The sequence below is a fragment of the Ruminococcus sp. genome, assembly GCF_024684275.1.
Window position 1 is genome coordinate 20,257 of record NZ_JAIKXF010000068.1, and the last position, 18,800, is coordinate 39,056.

Annotated in this window: 15 protein-coding genes and 2 tRNA genes; 9 read left to right on the forward strand and 8 right to left on the reverse strand. The window is 47.0% G+C overall.

What is annotated here, in order from left to right:
• Positions 1-142: 142 nt before the first annotated feature.
• The 3 genes from K5677_RS07655 to K5677_RS07665 all read right to left on the reverse strand — a co-directional run bounded on the left by K5677_RS07655 (position 143) and on the right by K5677_RS07665 (position 2,561).
• Positions 143-1,411 carry a DUF1015 domain-containing protein gene (locus K5677_RS07655; RefSeq protein ID WP_296726456.1) on the reverse strand — a complete coding sequence of 423 codons (1,269 nt, stop codon included), beginning with the start codon at positions 1,409-1,411 and terminating at the stop codon, positions 143-145.
• Positions 1,412-1,589: 178 nt separating this feature from the next.
• Entirely contained in the window at positions 1,590-2,147 is a 558-nt protein-coding gene (locus K5677_RS07660) for a Maf family protein (protein WP_296726458.1), read from the reverse strand.
• Positions 2,148-2,159: 12 nt separating this feature from the next.
• Positions 2,160-2,561, reverse strand: a complete 402-nt coding sequence (locus tag K5677_RS07665; protein ID WP_296726459.1) for a hypothetical protein — start codon at positions 2,559-2,561, stop codon at positions 2,160-2,162.
• A 295-nt stretch (positions 2,562-2,856) separates the two neighbouring features.
• Here K5677_RS07665 and K5677_RS07670 point away from each other — a divergent pair, with 295 nt between their 5' ends.
• A complete protein-coding gene (locus tag K5677_RS07670; protein WP_296726461.1) occupies positions 2,857-4,362 on the forward strand; it encodes an MATE family efflux transporter in 1,506 nt (501 codons plus the stop codon).
• A gap of 79 nt (positions 4,363-4,441) precedes the next feature.
• Here the strand turns inward: K5677_RS07670 and K5677_RS07675 are convergent, their stop codons facing one another.
• Both K5677_RS07675 and K5677_RS07680 read right to left on the reverse strand, forming a co-directional pair.
• Positions 4,442-6,028 carry a DUF1653 domain-containing protein gene (locus K5677_RS07675; protein ID WP_296726462.1) on the reverse strand — a complete coding sequence of 529 codons (1,587 nt, stop codon included), beginning with the start codon at positions 6,026-6,028 and terminating at the stop codon, positions 4,442-4,444.
• 26 nt (positions 6,029-6,054) lie between these two features.
• Positions 6,055-6,657, reverse strand: a complete 603-nt coding sequence (locus K5677_RS07680; RefSeq protein WP_296726464.1) for an HD domain-containing protein — start codon at positions 6,655-6,657, stop codon at positions 6,055-6,057.
• A gap of 382 nt (positions 6,658-7,039) precedes the next feature.
• Between K5677_RS07680 and guaA the strand changes: the two genes are divergently transcribed.
• Positions 7,040-8,593 carry a glutamine-hydrolyzing GMP synthase gene (guaA, locus tag K5677_RS07685; RefSeq protein ID WP_296726467.1) on the forward strand — a complete coding sequence of 518 codons (1,554 nt, stop codon included), beginning with the start codon at positions 7,040-7,042 and terminating at the stop codon, positions 8,591-8,593.
• 229 nt (positions 8,594-8,822) lie between these two features.
• Here guaA and K5677_RS07690 read toward each other — a convergent pair.
• Both K5677_RS07690 and K5677_RS07695 read right to left on the reverse strand, forming a co-directional pair.
• Positions 8,823-8,895: transfer RNA gene (locus K5677_RS07690), tRNA-Ala, on the reverse strand.
• Positions 8,896-9,046: 151 nt separating this feature from the next.
• A tRNA-Leu gene (locus K5677_RS07695) sits at positions 9,047-9,130 on the reverse strand.
• Between the two features lie 423 nt (positions 9,131-9,553).
• On the opposite strand from K5677_RS07695, the gene K5677_RS07700 reads away from it, so the two are divergent.
• Complete coding sequence (locus tag K5677_RS07700; protein ID WP_296726469.1) at positions 9,554-10,852, forward strand: GH25 family lysozyme; 1,299 nt, start codon at positions 9,554-9,556, stop codon at positions 10,850-10,852.
• 259 nt (positions 10,853-11,111) lie between these two features.
• Positions 11,112-11,897 carry a helix-turn-helix transcriptional regulator gene (locus K5677_RS07705; RefSeq protein WP_296726488.1) on the forward strand — a complete coding sequence of 262 codons (786 nt, stop codon included), beginning with the start codon at positions 11,112-11,114 and terminating at the stop codon, positions 11,895-11,897.
• A 292-nt stretch (positions 11,898-12,189) separates the two neighbouring features.
• On the opposite strand, the gene K5677_RS07710 is transcribed toward K5677_RS07705, so the two are convergent.
• Positions 12,190-13,881: a bifunctional diguanylate cyclase/phosphodiesterase gene (locus K5677_RS07710; protein WP_296726472.1), complete on the reverse strand. Its 1,692-nt coding sequence runs from the start codon at positions 13,879-13,881 to the stop codon at positions 12,190-12,192.
• Between the two features lie 335 nt (positions 13,882-14,216).
• On the opposite strand from K5677_RS07710, the gene aroB reads away from it, so the two are divergent.
• Genes aroB through K5677_RS07735 form a run of 5 tightly spaced genes read left to right on the forward strand, consistent with a single transcriptional unit; the run spans position 14,217 to position 18,680 of the window.
• Complete coding sequence (gene aroB / locus K5677_RS07715; RefSeq protein WP_296726475.1) at positions 14,217-15,257, forward strand: 3-dehydroquinate synthase; 1,041 nt, start codon at positions 14,217-14,219, stop codon at positions 15,255-15,257.
• Positions 15,258-15,259: 2 nt separating this feature from the next.
• Positions 15,260-16,492, forward strand: coding sequence for a 3-phosphoshikimate 1-carboxyvinyltransferase (gene aroA / locus K5677_RS07720; RefSeq protein WP_296726478.1), 1,233 nt, complete (start codon positions 15,260-15,262; stop codon positions 16,490-16,492).
• Positions 16,473-17,552 carry a chorismate synthase gene (gene aroC / locus K5677_RS07725; RefSeq protein ID WP_296726481.1) on the forward strand — a complete coding sequence of 360 codons (1,080 nt, stop codon included), beginning with the start codon at positions 16,473-16,475 and terminating at the stop codon, positions 17,550-17,552. The genes aroA and aroC overlap by 20 nt, the downstream gene beginning before the upstream one ends.
• Before the next feature lie 11 nt (positions 17,553-17,563).
• A complete protein-coding gene (locus K5677_RS07730) occupies positions 17,564-18,157 on the forward strand; it encodes a DUF4364 family protein (protein WP_296726484.1) in 594 nt (197 codons plus the stop codon).
• 49 nt (positions 18,158-18,206) lie between these two features.
• The gene (locus K5677_RS07735; protein WP_296726486.1) at positions 18,207-18,680 is read left to right on the forward strand and encodes a GNAT family N-acetyltransferase; all 474 of its coding nucleotides are present in this window, start codon (positions 18,207-18,209) and stop codon (positions 18,678-18,680) included.
• The last annotated feature ends 120 nt before the right edge of the window (positions 18,681-18,800 follow it).

Below are 18,800 nucleotides of genomic sequence, written 5' to 3' on the forward strand. Positions count from 1 at the left end.
CTCGGACTGTGTGTCGGACAGCATATCCTTTATGCATTATAGCATATCTGTGCTAAAAAATCAAGTCCTACAGTGAAAAAATACTCTATAAAGTTCAGAAAAAAGCAAAGGGACGCCATGCAGCGTCCCTGAAAAAATGTTGTTATTTGGTTATTTTGCGAGCTTCAATGTAGAATCTCTTGTCCTCGGCGTGTCCCATTGAGAATGTCTTTCTGGGGAGAGCGCCGTCCTTGATAACGGTGGGGAAGAGCTGTGACTTGTCCATATCGGGGAGAATGAAAGCGATACCGTTGTGCTTTTCAGCCAGTGACTTTGCTGTATCAGCGCCGTGGATATAGTCTATCTTGCCGCCGTTTGCCTTGATATAGCTGTCGAGGAAGTTCTGGAGAGAACCAACAGACAGATTTGAGGGCTTCTTGTTGATGTAGAGCTTCTTTTCAGTGCCCTTGCATGAGTAGATAACGTACTGGTCGGATACCTTAGTCTCGGAGAGCTCCAGTGCGGCTGTGAGCTCATTTATGAGCTTGTCGCAGTCTACATCGTATACAAGGCGGTGGATAGCCTCGAATTTGAGTGCATCGCTGTGGAGATTTACTATCTCGGCAAGAGCGTAACGTGCAGGATGATCTGAAAGATCCTTATCAGGGTTTGCTTTTTTGAGCTGCTCGTAGAATTCCTTTGCAGTAGCCAGCGAGTGGTTTCCGTCGCCCATAGCATAGAGGAGCACGGGAGTATTGCTGAGACCGTACTTTTTGCAGAAAGTATCGGGGTCTGCAAGAGCGCAGAGTGCCTTGTCGATATTTTCCTGAGCAGATTTATCTAAAAGCCAGCCCTTTATGCTGCCGCCGTTCTGCATAAGCTCGAAATCGTAGAGCTTGCTGTCGTCGGAAACAATCTTTGCAAGGGGCTCGATAACCGTATTATCGGGATCATCAATAAGTATCATGATGTGTGGAAGCTCAAGCGGAGCGCCCTGTCTTACCTTGATACGCGGAGGGATACGCTCGATAACAGTAGCCTCAGTGGCTCTTACCTCGGAAGTGCTGCCCTTTGAGAAGTCATATTTTTCAAGGTCAATAGCTCCAACGATACCCTGACGGAGTATGCCGTTGCTCTGTACTCTTTCAACGTAGACCATAGCGTCCTTGTATTCGGTGAAGATACCGTCAGCAAGGTACTTGTCCATAGCTGTGTGGATATTATCAATACGCTCTGCAACGCCGTCCTGCTCAAGATAAAGCTCCGGGAGGATAAGATTCAGCGTTGAGGGAGCGCTTCCGACTGTGGCGCTTACCTCGTCCCAGTACTCAGGCTCGCTGGTGTACTGGTCGCAGGCGATAACGGACCACTTGTGCATATCGCAGTCCTTTGGAAGAAGAATGTCAGCAGAATGAAATGCAGTTGAGTTCATGGTAAATACTCCTTTATTATTATTTAGAACTTAGAGCTAAGAACTAAGAGCTAAGATTGTAGGGGACGGCGTCCTCGACGTCCCGAAAGTTAAGAGTTTAGAGTTGAGAATTGAGAGTTAAGGTGTTCGCTTCGCTCATATTATTTTAATAAGTCAGCCTAATGCGGCATTATAACTCTCAACTCTCAACTTCTTTAATTCTATTAAAGAGTCTGCCTACGGGAAGTCCCACCACGTTGAAGAAATCACCGTCGATGTGGGAGATGAGAGCAGAGCCAAGCCCCTGTATGCCGTAGCCTCCAGCCTTGTCGTAGGGCTCGTCGGTATCGGCGTAAGTCTCTATTTCAGAAGTTGTCAGCTTGCGAAAGGTAACATTGGTCACCTCTGAAAAAGAGCTGACCTTGCCTGCTTTGATGATGCAGCAGCCTGTGACCACCTGATGAGTGCACCCCGAAAGCTTTGATATATCGGCAATGCACTGAGCTCTGTCATGTGGCTTGCCAAGAATTTCGCTGCCGCAGATGACCGTTGTATCACAGCCGATAACTATGCAGTCCGGGTATTTCTCCGCAGCCGCCTTTGCTTTCAGCACCGCAAGGTACTCGGAAGCCGCTGTGGGTTCGATGTTGTCTGGGAGAGTCTCGTCGCAGTCCGTTGAGACCGCCTCGAAATCCTCGGTTATGTATCTCATCAGCTCACGCCGTCTTGGGGAAGCTGATGCAAGTATTATCTTCATTTATATAGCTCCTTAATATGTGCCGCTGCTGAGAACGTCAAGATGACGTCGGTATCGCTTTGGAATATTTATGCCCACAAGATAGCCTATTGAGTGCAGAAAGTTTGAGATAACGGCAAAGCCGTCCTTGTAGAATGCTTCTATCCGCTTATCATTGAAAGGAATTCCCTTGTAGTCGGGGGGGCACACGAATGTCCAGTCCGCGCCGCTGCGGTCAAGGACTATACGGAAGAAACTATCTATATCGGTGTCCTTATAGCCTGTGTTCATAAGGAGTATATGGTGCTCAGCGGCTTCGTCTACGGAGCTCATGATAACGGTCTTTCCGTCAAAGGATATAAGGACGAGCATGGGCTCGTCTGCCGCCATAGACTTGCTTACGGCTTCCTCGGAGGGGTATCTGATTATCTTCATATGTTCACTACCTCTGGTTATTTATCTATATAGGGCATAGCATTTATATAGTGAGTTTTTTATGCGTGTTTTAAACTATATTCTGATAAAATAGAATTACACAGTTAATTTTACCACATAAGGGCAATAGTGTCAAGGAGAAAAAAGTTTCCTGATAGTTTAAATTGTATCATGTTTAACATAAAGTAATGAATTGCTTTTGGCTTTTCTGTTTACTCTTTCTATTGTTTTTTGCGTCGGAATGATGTATAATTAATAGGTATTTGAAGATATATAGAAAAAAGAAGGTTGTTATATGAATGAAAGAATATACGGCGGTATGCCCTCAGGTTCAGGAGGACCGCCCGATAGAGTCGGAGGTCCGCCTCCGGGTGCAGGTGGTCCGCCGGAGAGAGCAGGAGGTCCGCCGGTAGGAGCAGGAGGTGCGCCCGAGGGTATGGGTAATCCTCTCGGATTTCTCCCTGTAGGCTCGCTTATGATGAAATTTGCTATACCAAGTATCATAGGTATGCTGGTAAGCGCTCTTTATAATATCGTAGACCAGCTGTTTATAGGCAACGCTATTGGTCCTTTGGGAAATGCGGCAACAGGTATCGCCTTTCCGTTTTCAACTGCCTGCATGGCAGTCGCTCTGCTCTTCGGTATCGGAGGAGCTTCGTGCTTCAATCTGACACTGGGTATGGGCGATAAGAAAAAGGCACCGTATTTTGCTGGAAATTCGCTTTCCATGATGGTTATCTTCGGAGTCATAATATCGGCTGTTACTATGATATTCCTGACGCCGCTTCTTAAATGCTTCGGAGCTTCGCCTGCGATAATGCCCTATGCAAAGGAGTATGTAAGGTATACCGCATTCGGCTTCCCCTTTCTGATACTTGGTACGGGCGGCGGACATATAGTCCGTGCAGACGGAAGTCCGAAGGTGACTATGATATGCAATATTTCGGGAGCTGTAGTAAATACTATCCTTGACGCCGTATTTGTTCTCGGTCTCGGCTGGGGAATGAAGGGCGCGGCTATTGCAACAGTAATCGCACAGGTGGTATCAGCGCTTATCGTAGTTGTTTACTGCTTTAACTTCAAGACCGTATTCCTTTTTGGTTCACATCTTATCCCGTCATTCAGGATCGTAAGGCGAATCTGCTCTATCGGAATGGCTTCGTGCTTCAATCAGCTGGCTATCACAGTAGTACAGATAGTCCTCAACAACTCGCTCAAATATTACGGAGCTATGTCAAAATACGGCTCTGATGATCCTATAGCAGTCGCAAGCATAGTCATGAAGGTCAATATGATAGTATTCTCTATTGTCATAGGACTTGCGCAGGGCACTCAGCCTATTGAGAGCTTTAATTACGGCGCACAGAAGTACGACCGTGTCAAGAGCGCTTTCTGGATGGCTGTAAAGACAGGCGCAGTGATCTCACTGGCAGCCTTTGTGTGCTTCCAGCTGTTCCCGAGACAGATACTGGGCTTCTTTGCAAATAACAACGCCAGCGAGGGCTATTATGAGTTCGGATCAAAATTCCTCAGAATATGCCTGTTTTTCACATGGCTGAACTGCCTGCAGCCCATAGTGTCAACGTTCTTTACGTCCATAGGAAAGCCTGTAAAGGGCGTATTCCTGTCGCTGACAAGACAGATACTTTTCTTCATTCCGCTGTTAGTCGTTCTGCCGATGTTCTTCAAGATAGACGGAGTTACCTTTGCAGGTCCTATTGCCGATCTTCTCTCTGCAGCAGTTGCTATACTCATGGCAAGAGCAGAATTCAAGAATATCCACGAGCTTGAGTGGAGCTGATAATATTTAGTTCCTTAAATATCATACAGATATAAAAATCCCCGAAGCGATCATGTTATTGCTTCGGGGATAAATTATTTCAGTCTATTTTAGTGAATCTTCTTTCGCCGCCTGCTTTTCCGATGAACATTGACTTGGGTCTGGCCCACACCTCGCCGTCTTTGAGAGACTTGTATATTACAAGCTCTTCCATTGTTTCGGTATGACGTGCAACTGCAAGGAGCTCATATTCATTGCCCTTGAAGTGGCGGTATTTAGCGCCTACAACGATTTCTGTATCCTTATCCTCGACTGTGACCGCCTCCTCGGGCTCGTTATTCACTATATCGTCCGCAACGATTATCATTGCCGAATAAGGAGCCATACGTACATAGGCATTACCGTTCTCGACCTGTATTGGAGTAGCCGTGAATACGTCTACAAGTCCTTTCATATGAGTCGGGAAATTAAGGTCATAATCATAATCGCCGAGGTTGAGAGCTACATATACAGTCTGATCGCCCTGTACCTTCTTGAAGAGAAGCTGCTGATTGGTTATCACTATGCGCTCATAGCTGCCTGTTCTCAGCGCAGGGTATGCGCGGTATATCCTGCCAAGCTTTACGATGTGGTGGTAGAGTGAAACATTCTCACGCTCCATATCCTGCAGGTGGAGGCAAGGGCGGAGAGCGTCGTCGGAATTGTTCTCCTTGCGGCCCTCGATACCGTACTCACTGCCGTAATAAATAGACGGTATACCCGGCATGGTGTACATAAGCGTATATACCAGCGGCAGGTGAGCGTTGTTGTTGAGGGTGCTTGCCAGACGGTTCACGTCATGGTTGTCCACGAAGTTGTAGAGGTCAAGATTGCGGTAGATGCCGCCGTTAGCACCCGACTGTCTGTTTATTGAGTAGTCTATCTCGAAGTAGTTTTTATCATTGTGTGAGGACCACAGTCCCTTGTAGCATTCATAGTTTGTAACGCTGTCAAGCATCTCGGGATTAGCCCAGCGGTTGTAGTCGCCGTGGATTATCTCGCCCATGAGCCAGAAATCAGGCTTTTTGCCCTTGCAGAAGCTTCTTATCCTCTTGAAGAAGTCAAAGTCTATGCAGTCAGCGGCGTCAAAGCGGATACCGTCGATGTTGAAGGACTCTATCCAGTAGTTTATAGCGTCGATGATATGGTCACAAACGCCTACATTGCGAAGATTGAGCTTTACGAGGTTGTAGTGTCCGTTCCAGCCCTCATACCAGAAAGGATCACCGTACGGGCTTGGTCCGCCGAAGTTGAGATTCTGGAACCAGCCGCAGTATTCCGAGCCCTGTCCCTTTTCCTGAACGTCCATGAACTGCGGGAATCTTCTGCCGACGTGATTGAATACGCCGTCAAGAATGACGCGGATACCATTTTCATGGAGCTGGTCGCAGATAAAACGGAAAGAGTTGTTATCGCCGAGACGACGGTCTATTTTCTTATAGTCAATGGTATCGTAGCCGTGCTCAACGGACTCGAAAACAGGTCCGAAGTAAACAGCGTCCACATTCATTTCCTTCAGGTGGGGTATCCATTCCAGCACCTTATCAAGTCTGTAGGTCACATCTTCACTTCCGTCGTTGAACTTCGGCGCACCGCAGAAGCCAAGAGGATATATGTGATAGATAATGGCGTTATCGTACCAGTTCATAATAAAAACTCCTTACATTTTTTTATTTATTTTTCTGAGCCTTCCATGTAGTAGGACGCCTCCATATCGGCTACGTTCAGTGCCAGAGCGAGCGGGTACATTTCAAGTGCCCTGCCGATAGAGTTTCTTTCTTCTGTTCCACCATATGAAAAGCCCATATGATACCTTATTGCAAAGGCTTCCTCACGGGTAAGTCTGTTTTCGCCGTAGAAGTAGCCCGAGAGTATGTACACTGACTTTTCGCCGTGTCCGTAGGGGAGAGTATCATTTATAGCGTAGAACGGGACCTTCTCCCACTGTCCTGTCTCGTCATTTTTCTTGTTGCGCATTTCCACGGTGTAGAAATTCACCTTGCACACATCATGGAGCAGAGCGACGATAGCAATGGTCTCCTCCGAGTAATCCATGCCGTATAGCTCCTTTGTGCGCGGACGCGAAAGGTAATCCTTGAGGCAGTGGTAAACGTTGAGGCTGTGCTGAACGAGACCGCCCTCATGTGAGCCGTGGAATCGGGTGCTGCTGGGAGCAGTGAAGAAGTCGCTCTTTTCGAGAAACTCCAAAAGCTTATCAGCGCCCTCACGCTTAATGTTTTGCTTGTATATAGTAATAAATTCTTCTTTAGGGGACATATTGAAACTCCTTCTATAGTGCATTGCTAAAACTATATAAATATATTATACCACAAAGTGTTAGTAAATTCAATAGGCAGTTATTATTTTTTTATTGAATTTTACTATAATTGGCGCTGGGGCTTTTTTTGCGGCAAAAAAGCGCACTCAGGGCTTGAAATTTTCTTTGAAATGTGGCATAATTAGTGAGTAGAAATTAGTAAGTAGTGAGTAGTAGAGGACGGCGTCCGCGACGTCCTGCTAAAGCTATGTGTAGGGGCGGATGCCTACATCCGCCCGTTTTAATTTACCAAATGATTGGACGGGGCGATGTAAGCATCGCCCCCTACATAGACAAAAATACGGCGTCCGCTGCCGTAAAGCGGAAGTTAAGGAGGGACTTATGTCTAACCAGCTTTGTATCGTTCTCGATTTCGGCGGTCAGTACAATCAGCTCATTGCACGAAGAGTGCGTGAATGCGGCGTTTACTGCGAGATCAAGAGATTTGACACTCCTATCAGCGAGCTTAAAGCGCTGAATCCCACCGCTATCATCTTCACAGGCGGTCCTAACAGCGTCTATGATCCAAGCTCGCCACATATCTCAGAGGAGATATTTGAGATAGGTGTGCCTATCCTCGGTATCTGCTACGGCTGTCAGCTCATGGCTTATACTCTCGGCGGCAAGGTGGAGAGCTGCGAAAAGAGCGAGTACGGCAAGATCGAGATCACTCAGAAAAGCGACAGCCTTATCTTCCGTGATGTTCCCGAAAAGAGCATTGTCTGGATGAGCCATACCGACTTTGTAAGCCAGCTTCCCGAGGGCTTCAGCGTTACTGCCAAGTCTGCTGACTGTCCATGTGCTGCCTTTGAGGCTCCCGAGAAGAAGCTCTACGCAGTGCAGTTCCACCCAGAGGTAACTCACAGTGAATACGGCAAGCAGATACTCCATAACTTCCTTTATAATGTCTGCGGCTGTACAGGTGACTGGGTAATGGACGACTTTATCGAGAATACAGTCAAGAAGCTCCGCGAGCAGATAGGCGATAAGAAGGTAATACTCGGTTTATCGGGCGGCGTTGATTCGTCAGTTGCAGCAGGACTTCTCAGCCGCGCTGTCGGCAAGCAGCTCACCTGTGTTTTCGTGGATCAGGGACTCATGCGAAAGGACGAGGGCGACTTTGTTGAGGAAACATTCACTAAGCTTTTCGATATGAACTTTGTCCGTGTAAACTGCAAGGACAAGTTCCTTGCTGCTCTCAAGGGAGTTACCGATCCCGAGCAGAAGCGCAAGATCATAGGTACTGAATTCTACAATGTTTTCTGGGAGAAGATAAGAGAACAGGGTACAGACGGATTCTTCGCGCAGGGAACTATCTATCCCGACCGTATCGAATCAGGCAGAGGCAATCAGGCAGGGCACGGCAGTACAGCTGTTATCAAGACTCACCACAATATGGTAAAAATGCCTGATGATATAAAGTTTGCAGGTACGATCGAGCCGCTCGGTGACCTTTTCAAGGACGAGGTAAGAGCGGTTGGCGAAAAGCTTGGGATCCCCCACGACCTTGTATGGCGTCAGCCATTCCCGGGTCCCGGTCTGGGAGTTCGTATTATCGGTGAGATAACCGAGGAGAAGATAAAGATATTACAGGAAGCAGACGCTGTTTTCCGCGACGAGATACGCAAAAGCGGTATCGAGGAGCAGCTCAAGCAGTTCTTTGCAGTTCTTCCTGATGTCCGCACAGTCGGCGTTATGGGCGACCACCGTACATACGACCACCTGATCGCTATCCGCGCAGTTACTACTGATGACTTCATGACAGCAGACTGGGCAAGAATACCGTATGATGTGCTGGCTAAGGTCTCGAATCGTCTATGTAACGAAGTCGAGCACGTCAACAGAGTAGTGTATGATATAACCTCAAAGCCCCCCGGAACTGTGGAGTGGGAATAATTCCCGAAGCGCTGCCAGCGGCAGAAGAAGCGAGGGAATTATTGCGCAGCGGTCGAAATATGCAAGCGAAAGCGAAGCAGATTTCGGGAACCGCAAGAGGGTACCGCATTTGCCTGTTATGTAGTATAGAATATTATTTAAAAAAAGAGCTATCTGATTCGTAGTTGAATCGGATAGCTCTTTTTGATTAATAAAAGCGCCGCAGTTAAACTGAGGCGGATCATGTGAATGGACTCGAAGGGGATCGAACCCTCGGCCTCTGCGTTGCGAACGCAGCGCTCTCCCAACTGAGCTACGAGCCCATAAAACAAATTTTATAACCATTTATATTATATCACGCTGAATTGATCAAGTCCATGAAAGAGTATTAAAGTTTACAGATCGTTCATATTTGAGGATAAAACTAACGCCCCGATAATATCGGGGCGTAAAAGTACGCAGGCTTTGCGAAAGTGCCGATGGCGGGGGTCGAACCCGCACGGTGTTGCCACCAACGGATTTTGAGTCCGTCACGTCTGCCAATTCCATCACATCGGCTTAAATATAACATATTTATTATATCAAATCGGCGGCAAAAAGTCAAGAGCAGAGCCGCAGTTTTTATTATTATTCAGATTTTTTAGACAGTTCGAGCGTTTTCACACATGAAAAACTCTGATTGATTTGGCGTAATATCAAGGATTGCAGCAAGGTTAAGGTGCTACTTGTGTGAGAGGTTTCCGAAGTAAGAGCCAGATATGATACGCTCTTGCATGGCGGTTATAGCAGCTTCAAGAGCTTTTGTGTTATAAGCGGCGAGCCGCCGCAGCCTTTTTCGCGTAAAAGTATAGCAGAACAGGAAATTTTATGCCGCGCAGCTTGCTATTCCAAAGCTTTTGTGTTATAATAAGTAAGATTAATAATTTTATTGCGGCGATTATCGCTGTTTTTTAATTCAGAACTTATAGTGAAAGGTATAATATGAAACTAAAATATATAGTAATACTCTCAGCAGCACTGTGCCTCCTTACGGGCTGCGGCGGTCAAAAAGCCGCAACATCTTCCTCAGATGCCAAAGCTCCCACAACTGCGGTCACAACAACTGTTTCGACCACAACAACTGCTTCGGCAGCTACTACTGTTACAACAACAAAGCCAAAATCCGAGCCTCCGAAAGACCTTGTGCTAAAGGGACTTGATTCCGTTGAGGTGTATGAGGATATTTCCCTTGACAGCTTTATCACAGAAAAAAACGTAGACCTCAGTGACGGCTCTGTAAGGCTAAACACCTCTGATACGGGAGTTTTTGAGGTGGAGGTTCCTTATATATATAACGGCTGTGTGTTCACACAGAAGCTACAATATTCCGTAATAGATACCACTCCTCCTGTGGTGCTGAATGCAGGCTGGGAGCCGAATCACAAGGTGGGAACTCCCTTTGATCTCAACGACTATGTTGGCTTTGCAGATAATTTCGACAGCGATCCCGTTCTGACTTTTACAGGTGATATTGATCCCGATAAGGTGGGACTCTATCCTCTGACCGCTACTGTTACGGACAGCTCGGGAAATTTTACAACATGGGATCTGAAAATATGTGTGCTGAATGAAGTTCCACGTCCTGTTGATGATAATCCCAGAGTGAATTACAGTGACTTTATTTCCCGATATGACGGCGACAATGTCCGCTTTGGCATTGATGTTTCCGCATGGCAGACCAATGTGGACTATAACGCTGTCAAAGAGGCAGGATGCAGCTTTGTAATAATCCGTGTGGGATATTTTTACAGTGAGATAACTATGGATGATTATTTCCGTGAAAATATCAAGAATGCCACAGAGGCAGGACTTGATGTGGGAGTTTACTTCTACACCACCGATAATACTCAGGATGGCGTCCGCGAACACGTTCGCTGGATCGCCGAGCAGGTCAAGGGCTATGAGCTGCAAATGCCTGTTGCGTTTGACTGGGAGGAATTTGCTAACTTCCAGAAGTACCACATGAGCATAAAGGACATCAATGACGTTTATGCAGTCTTTGCAGACGAGATCGAAAAGTGCGGATACAAGGCTATGCTCTACAGCAGCAAGAACTTCCTCGGCAATATATGGAGTGAGGAGACAAAGGCTTCACACCCGGTTTGGCTGGCACATTTTGTTGACGAGACCGATTATGACGGTGAGTACGCTATCTGGCAGGCAAGCGCCTACGGTCATATCCCGGGTATAAACGGCGATGTGGATATGGATATCCAGTATCTCGATAAAAAATTAGACTGATGAAAGGGGCGGATATTAGTCGCCTTCCCTTAACGGAAAATATGGTTGCCGAGCCTGAAATTACAGACTCGTAAATGTAACCTGCGTTCCGCCAGAGGGGGCTATCCTTATCCGCCCTTTCTAAATATGCATTTTAAAATCATATCCGTCACAAGAAAATAAATATATCACTTTTGTGCTGAAAAACCTTGACAGCTTTTCCTGCGATGTGCTATAATTGATTTTAAAGAAAGATAAAGAGGAGTGCATCACTTTGAGAATGGTCGAAATAGGCTACAATCACAGACATGGGAGAAGCTTCTGTATAGACCGCCCGAATGGCACTGACAGCTGGCTTATGCTTATTGTAAAAACACCCGTACATTTCAGGATAGACGGCAGGGAAATACGCACAGCGTCCCACTCGTTTATCATTTATCGTCCCAACACCCCACAGTATTACTATCCTGCCAGCAATGAATACTTTGATGACTGGATGCATTTTTATCCCGATGAGGACGAGCAGAAATTGATGAGTGAGCTGAATATTCCCCTTGACAAGCCTGTGGAGATAGGCGATATTACCGAGATGTCATCTATGATACGCAGTATGTGCTTTGAGCACTATTCGGGAAATCAGTTCAGGACAAACAGCATTGACCTGTATTTCAGACTGCTTATGTTCAAGATATCGGAAAAGCTCAGAAAAAAGGAGACTTTTCCAAACAGAACAGAGGGAATATACTCTGAGAAGCTCTTGTGGATACGCAAGTCCATTTACCGCTGGCCGAGCCGTGATTATTCCATTGATGATATGGCTAAGGAGCTGTCGCTGAGCCGCTCACGCTTCCAGCACCTGTATACCGAGACCTTCGGTGTCAGCGTAAACAGGGACGTTATAACCAGCAGGCTGAATAAAGCAGCTGAGCTTCTGAAAACCACTGATTTGTCCGTAAAGGACGTTGGAATAAACGTGGGCTATGGGAACACCTCATATTTTGTAAAGGCGTTCGGCAATTTCTACGGATTGACTCCTTTGCAGTACAGACAGGCGGAAATGAAATAACAGTGAGGGAGTGATGATATCACTCCCTTTTTATAATAATTTGATGTCCCTCTGAAGGGGATTCCAAAGGGACTGTGTTCCTTTGGCAGAGTCCAGAGGCGGCGCCTCTGGCAGGGTTCGGGGCAGAGCCCCGATATCGTTAGGCGCTCCGCAAGGGTGAATTAAAAAAACAGTCCGGCGGACTGTTTTTTTAAGAGGGTGACTCCCCACAGGGTGGGGAGATGTCGCAACGCGACAGAGGGGACGGACCCGATTAGGGGGACCTGCAAGTGAGGGCGTCCCTTGTTTGCAATTATTTATTATAGATGAAACTGTCATTGATACGTGTCTCGAACTCCGCAACGGGCAGTGGCTTGTCAAAATAGAATCCCTGCGCAAGATAGCAGCCGTTGGAGCTGAGCAGGTTTACCTGTTCGATGGTCTCAACGCCCTCGGATATGCATTCAAGACCGATTTCCTGCGTCATAGCGGCTATATATTTGAACATTATGGTTTTCTGCATATAATTCTCAGTGTTCATATCAGGCAGAAGGCTCTTATCAAGCTTAACTACGTCCCAGGGTATCTCTTTAAGCAGATTCAGCGAGGAATAGCCTGTGCCGAAGTCATCTACGGCGGTGGAAAGTCCAAGCTCCTGCAAGCCGCTGATTATGCGTTTTAGGTCCTTGAACTCAACATCGGTTGTAGTCTCGGTAAGCTCTATTTCGATATATTCATGGGGAACACTATGCCTGTCGATTATCTCAGTGATATGCTGGAGAAGGTCCATATCCGACAGATGACGGCGCGAGAGGTTCACTGATACCCTTACCGCGTTTCGTCCGCTGTCAAGCCATCTGCGTATATCACTGCATACAGCGTCGAGCATATAGAAGTCCAGCTTGCATATATCACGTCCCTGTTCGAGAACAGGGATAAAATCAGCAGGGGAGACCAGCCTTCCGTTGTGAAACCAGCGGCAGAGTGCCTCTGCGCCTACGACACGGCGATGTTCAATATCAACCTTAGGCTGATAGTACACAAGAAACTCTCTGTCCTCAAGCGCCCTCGGAAAGCAGGCTGTTATCTCGTTATTGCGCTTGGTACGTGCAAGGAGAGCGTCATCAAAGTACACAACGTCCTGCTTTGATGAGCCCTTTGCAAGGTGAAAAGCCATGCTTACTCTGTCCATTATATCCGTTGGCAGGATAAAGCTGTCCATATCGGGGATAACGTAGACTCCGGCAGTAGCGGAAAGAAGTATGCGCTCGCCCTTTGTCTCGTCGTAGACTATGCCTGTGCCGTTGAGTAGCCGCAGTATAGTCTGGAGCTTTTCCTGCTTTATGAGGGTTATGAAGTTGTCTCCGCCGATGCGGCAGACGTTTTCGTATTCATCGTCAAGCTGGTCGGAGATAAGTCCGATAAACTTCTTCATTACCATAGTGCCCATTTCTCTGCCTATCTGCTGATTGACAAGGGAAAAGCGCTTGAGGTTGAAGTATATGGCGGTATATTCGTCCACACGTTCAGCCTTATAGAGTATTTTGATACATTTCATGAACTGGCGGAGATTGAACATATCCAGCTCGGTATCAAAGAAGGTCAGGTGATGTGCGATACCGATAAGACGGCTTTTGGCGTGGCTGAATGTGAGTATATCCAGCATTATGTCTATCCTGTGCCTCTCGGTTTCGTCCCACGAGTAGTCATCATCGGACCATATCCTGTATATAGCGATGTTTTCGTCACCTGTAACAAATCGTTTGTTTAAGCAGACATCGTTCTCGCGGACCTTGTGCCTTCTGCCGTAAAAGCAGAAATACTTGTAGATATTCAGATGCTCGGCAGCCTCGTTATCGTAGGCGTACATCTCTATTTTGACGATATTCAGTGCAGAGCAGATACCCTCCAGGGCCGGAGCGATGTCAGAGTTGATTGTATCGGGATATTTTTGCAGATCTGATATGAAATTTTCCAGAGCAGTCAGGTAATCAATTTTTTTCATACATATCCCCTCCGATCAGATAAAATATCTGTCAGAATCATATAAATTTACACCAACATTATAGCATAGCCGAAAGTTGCAGTGATAGACATTTTGTGAACTCATTGTTAAATTTGCGGCGAGTATCAAAAAAACACGACCTAATTTAGTGCTAATGCATAATAAAAGTGAAAAATCGTCCTTGAAATGATGTTAATAAGGTGACATATTAAATTTCATCGGGTAAAATCTTTAAAGCAGAAAAGTGTTGACAGTTATAATAGTATATGGTATAATTTTTCTGAGGAATAACGCTGCGTAAATGCGGCGCGGTATAAACTAACGGAGGCGTTGATATGAAGAAAATAAGCGTAAAAACCAGCCATCCCTATGAGGTCCTCATCGAGCGCGGTGCTCTTGCAAAAAGCGGAGAATACATCGCACAGGTGACAAGCTCAAAAAAGGCTGCTATAATAACCGATGATAATGTGGAGAGGTATCATCTTCCCACAGTTCTGGATTCTATGAAAAAGGCAGGCTTTGAGTGCTCGGTTTACGCTTTTTCCCACGGCGAGCAGTCGAAATGCCTTGAAAATCTTGGAAAGATATTCGATTTTCTTTGCGACAGCGGCATTACACGCAGCGACATCATCGTTGCTCTCGGCGGCGGAGTTGTAGGCGATATAACAGGCTTTGCAGCTGCTTCATATCTCCGTGGAGTCGATTTTGTTCAGATACCCACCACGCTCCTTGCACAGGTGGATTCATCTGTTGGCGGCAAGACCGCTATAGACATCGCAGGCGGAAAGAACCTTGTAGGCGCCTTCAAGCAGCCTGCTCTGGTCATCTGCGACAGCGATACACTGAAAACGCTCCCGTCCGAGGTGCTCTCAGAGGGCATGGGCGAGTGCATAAAATACGGCATGATACGCGACGAGAAGCTCTTTGAGCTTATGGAGTCTCACGACCTTGACACTGTTGACGGGATAATGGACGAAATGGTTTATAACTGCGTTGACATAAAGCGTCAGGTAGTCGAAAATGACGAGTTTGACAGGGGAGAGCGCATGATACTCAATTTCGGTCACACTCTCGGTCACGCATTAGAGGGCTGGCATAAATATACAGGAATATCTCATGGCGCAGGCGTTGCCGCAGGTATGTGCATGATAACGGACAAGCTTGCACCTCAGCTTTCGGACAGGCTCAAAAAGTGCTGTGCGGCATATAGGCTCCCCACAGGCAGTGATATACCTATGAGCGAGCTTCTGCCATTCTGCTCAAAGGACAAGAAAAACGAGAAAAAGGACATTAATTACATAATCTGCAAGGAAATAGGCAAAGGTGAGATAGTAAAGGTGCCATTTACCGAATTCTGCCGACTTATGGAGGGCTGAGCATGGATATAAGGATCAGTCAGTCAAAGCTTCGCGGCGACCTAAGCGTCCCTGCGTCAAAAAGCTGTGCTCACCGCTCTATAATCTGCGCAGCTCTTGCTGAGGGAGTTTCACATCTCAGCGGTGTTACAATGTCTAAGGATATTGAGGCTACTATCGGTGCTATGACGGCTTTCGGAGCTGAATTTACCGTCAGCGGCGGAGATATTACTGTTAAGGGAGCAGGGGGCAGACGTGCACAGGATTGTGTGATAGACTGCAACGAGAGCGGCTCTACGCTCCGCTTCATAATCCCGATAGCTGCTGCTTTATGCAGCAATACTGAGTTCCGCGGCAGAGGCAGGCTCCCACAGCGTCCTATCGACATATTTATCCGTGAGCTTGGCAAAAACGGTGTGACCTTTGACTATAACAATACAATGCCTTTTACCGTATCAGGCGGGCTTAAAAGCGGCAGATTCGAGATAGAGGGCGATGTGTCCTCACAGTTCATAACCGGTCTTCTTTTTGCGCTTCCGCTTCTCAGCGGTGACTCGGATATAGTTCTCACATCTCACCTCGAATCCCGTCCGTATGTTGATATAACTATTGATACTCTGCGAAGATTCGGCGTTTCGGTGACAGAGACAGATGAGGGCTTCCGCGTAAAGGGCGGTCAGAGATACATCGCAAGAGACGAGCACATCGAGGGCGATTATTCTCAGGCGGCATTTTTCTGTGTGGCAAATGCTCTCGGCTCTGAGGTAAAGCTCCATAATCTTGTGGAATACAGCGTTCAGGGCGACAAGAAAATCCTTGAAATTATCAGCGATATGTGTTATAATGGCGATATCGGACACTACAGCGCCGACTGCTCGGATATTCCCGATCTTGTACCCATTCTTGCAGTGCTGGGTGCCTTCGGCAGCGGCGATTCGGTAATATATAATGCAAAACGACTTAAAATAAAGGAAAGCGACCGTTTACAGACCACGGCAGCTCTGCTGAATAACCTCGGCGGAAACGTTGAAATAACAGACGACGGACTTATTATCCACCCGACAGGAGCTATGCACGGCGGTACTGTTGACAGCTTCGGCGACCATAGGATCGTTATGGCAGCTGCAATCGCAGCTACGCGCATCGACGGCGAGGTCGTCATCAAGGGGGCTGAGGCAGCGGAAAAGTCATATCCTGCTTTCTTTGACGATTACAGAAAACTCGGAGGTAAGGCAAATGTCATCATTCTGGAATAATAGGATATCTGTGTCCATGTTCGGCGAAGCTCAAGGACCTGCTATAGGCGTTACAGTGGATAATCTCCCCTCTGGAGAGTATATCGACGCCGAGGAGCTTGCTCGTTTCATGGCAAGAAGATATCCGGGCAGCAGCACACCTGCTGTGAATTCCATGCCCCACATTATGTCGGGCATATTCAAGGAACGTACCACAGGTACTCCGCTATGTGCCTTTCTCCAGAATCCCGATACATCTGCCCCTCAGCACGATAACCTCGACAGCCTTGCCCGTCCCGGTCATGCAGATTATACCGGCACCATGCGCTACAGAGGCTTCAATGATGTCCGTGACGGCGGACATTTTTCCGACAGACTTACAGCACCACTGTGCTTTGCAGGAGCTGTCTGCGCCCAGATACTTGAAAGGCGCGGTATCTACACAGGAGCTCATATACTCCAGATACACAACATCAAGGATAATCCCTTTGACCCAGTGAATATCACCCGTGACGGCATTCTCAGCGTGAGAGCAAAGGATTTCCCTGTCATAAACGACCGCAAGGGCTGGGCTATGACAGAGGATATAAACAAGGCATATGAGGGAGGCGAGTCCCTCGGCGGAGTCATAGAGTGTGCGGTGATAAATGTTCCTGCCGGCATAGGCTCGCCTATATTCGACGGACTTGAGAACAATATCGCTCAGCTGATATTCGGTATCCCGAATGTCCGCGGACTTGAATTCGGAGCAGGTTTCCTTTCCGCAAAAATGGTGGGCAGCCAGAACAACGACGAATTCTATGTCGATGACCACGGTCATGTTCTCACCAAGACCAACAACCACGGCGGCATACTGGGCGGTATATCCTCGGGAATGCCTATAACTCTCAGGGTTGCCTTCAAGCCGTCGGAATACGTTGCAGGTCAGCAGGCGGCTGTGAATTACCGCGATATGACCAGCGAGACCGTTGAGAGCGTAAAGCATATTCCATGCAATGTGCCCTCAGCAGTACCATGTGTAGAGGCTGCGGTGAATATCGCCCTTCTCTCGCATATGCTGGATTATCCTAATTTTTGTTAAGGTGACATATCATGCAGGACGAAAATATCATGAAAATGGCAGAGCGTGCCGATACCGAGATAAAGGATATCCCAACGCTGAATATACTGCTGTGCTATCTGCTTTATAAAATAGACCGTCCCGTAGGTCCCGACCAGCTTTACGATATAGCTATCGGAACAGGGATAATCAATTATTTCTATTATCAGGACTCTATCGGCTATCTGCTGAAAAACGGGCTCATAGTTCTTGAAAAAGATGATAATGATACAGAAAAGTATGTCCTTCAGCCAAAGGGCAGAGAGTGTGCAAAGCAGCTTAAAGCCTATGCTCCAAAATCCTACAGGGACAAGCTTGTGCTGGCAGCTCTGCGCTATTTTGCACGTATCAAGTACGAAAAGGAGCTTAAAATAGAGTATGAGCCGGTAGGCAACGGCTATTATGTCCATGTAAGGTGTATTGACAATACCTTTGACCTTATGGACCTGAGACTGTATGCTCCCGATATGACGCAGGCAAAGCTCATCGGCGAGAAGATACTTCTCAACCCGGCGGGCTTTTACGGAAAGGTCATCGAGGTGGCACTTTCAAACGAGGAGCAGCCCTACGACCTCAGTGACAACTAATAAAATCAGGAGCTGTTTTGGCAGCTCCTTTCTTGATACAGGAGAAACTATGGAATATACGATAAGAGCTTTTCGGGAAAGAGAATATCCGCTCCTTGAGGACTTCCTCTATGAGGCGATATTTATACCCGAGGGAGCTGCTCCGCCGCCCCGTGATATAGTGTATCAGCCCGAATTGCAGGTGTATGTCGAGGGCTTCGGCAGCCGTGACGGAGATATTTCTCTGTGTGCAGAGTCTTGCGGCAGAATAGTGGGAGCCGTATGGGGACGTATAATGAATGATTACGGTCATATCGACGACGGAACGCCTTCTCTTGCAATATCACTGTATAAAGAATACAGGGGACAGGGAATTGGTACTGCGCTGATGAGGGCTGTTATCGAAGCTTACAGAGATGCAGGCTATAAAAGACTGTCATTAGCAGTGCAAAAGGCTAATTATGCTGTTAAGCTCTACAAAAAATCAGGATTTAAGACAGTTTTGGAAAACGACGAAGAATATATAATGCTGTGTGAGTGGTGAAAATATGGATACACTGAAAGCTTCAAACTTTATAAAAAACAACGCAAGACCTCTTGAAAAGGCTTTGTACAGCTATTTTTACGAAAATGGTACAAGGGGAAAGGTCATTCATGAGCTTCT

Coding starts and splice junctions, on each gene's coding strand:
- K5677_RS07660 (WP_296726458.1), bottom strand. CDS start 2,147: ATGAAGATAATACTTGCATCAGCTTCCCCAAGACGGCGTGAGCTGATG.
- aroC (WP_296726481.1), top strand. CDS start 16,473: ATGTCATCATTCTGGAATAATAGGATATCTGTGTCCATGTTCGGCGAA.
- K5677_RS07670 (WP_296726461.1), top strand. CDS start 2,857: ATGAATGAAAGAATATACGGCGGTATGCCCTCAGGTTCAGGAGGACCG.
- K5677_RS07705 (WP_296726488.1), top strand. CDS start 11,112: ATGGTCGAAATAGGCTACAATCACAGACATGGGAGAAGCTTCTGTATA.
- K5677_RS07700 (WP_296726469.1), top strand. CDS start 9,554: ATGAAACTAAAATATATAGTAATACTCTCAGCAGCACTGTGCCTCCTT.
- K5677_RS07730 (WP_296726484.1), top strand. CDS start 17,564: ATGCAGGACGAAAATATCATGAAAATGGCAGAGCGTGCCGATACCGAG.
- guaA (WP_296726467.1), top strand. CDS start 7,040: ATGTCTAACCAGCTTTGTATCGTTCTCGATTTCGGCGGTCAGTACAAT.
- aroB (WP_296726475.1), top strand. CDS start 14,217: ATGAAGAAAATAAGCGTAAAAACCAGCCATCCCTATGAGGTCCTCATC.
- aroA (WP_296726478.1), top strand. CDS start 15,260: ATGGATATAAGGATCAGTCAGTCAAAGCTTCGCGGCGACCTAAGCGTC.
- K5677_RS07675 (WP_296726462.1), bottom strand. CDS start 6,028: ATGAACTGGTACGATAACGCCATTATCTATCACATATATCCTCTTGGC.
- K5677_RS07680 (WP_296726464.1), bottom strand. CDS start 6,657: ATGTCCCCTAAAGAAGAATTTATTACTATATACAAGCAAAACATTAAG.
- K5677_RS07655 (WP_296726456.1), bottom strand. CDS start 1,411: ATGAACTCAACTGCATTTCATTCTGCTGACATTCTTCTTCCAAAGGAC.
- K5677_RS07665 (WP_296726459.1), bottom strand. CDS start 2,561: ATGAAGATAATCAGATACCCCTCCGAGGAAGCCGTAAGCAAGTCTATG.
- K5677_RS07735 (WP_296726486.1), top strand. CDS start 18,207: ATGGAATATACGATAAGAGCTTTTCGGGAAAGAGAATATCCGCTCCTT.
- K5677_RS07710 (WP_296726472.1), bottom strand. CDS start 13,881: ATGAAAAAAATTGATTACCTGACTGCTCTGGAAAATTTCATATCAGAT.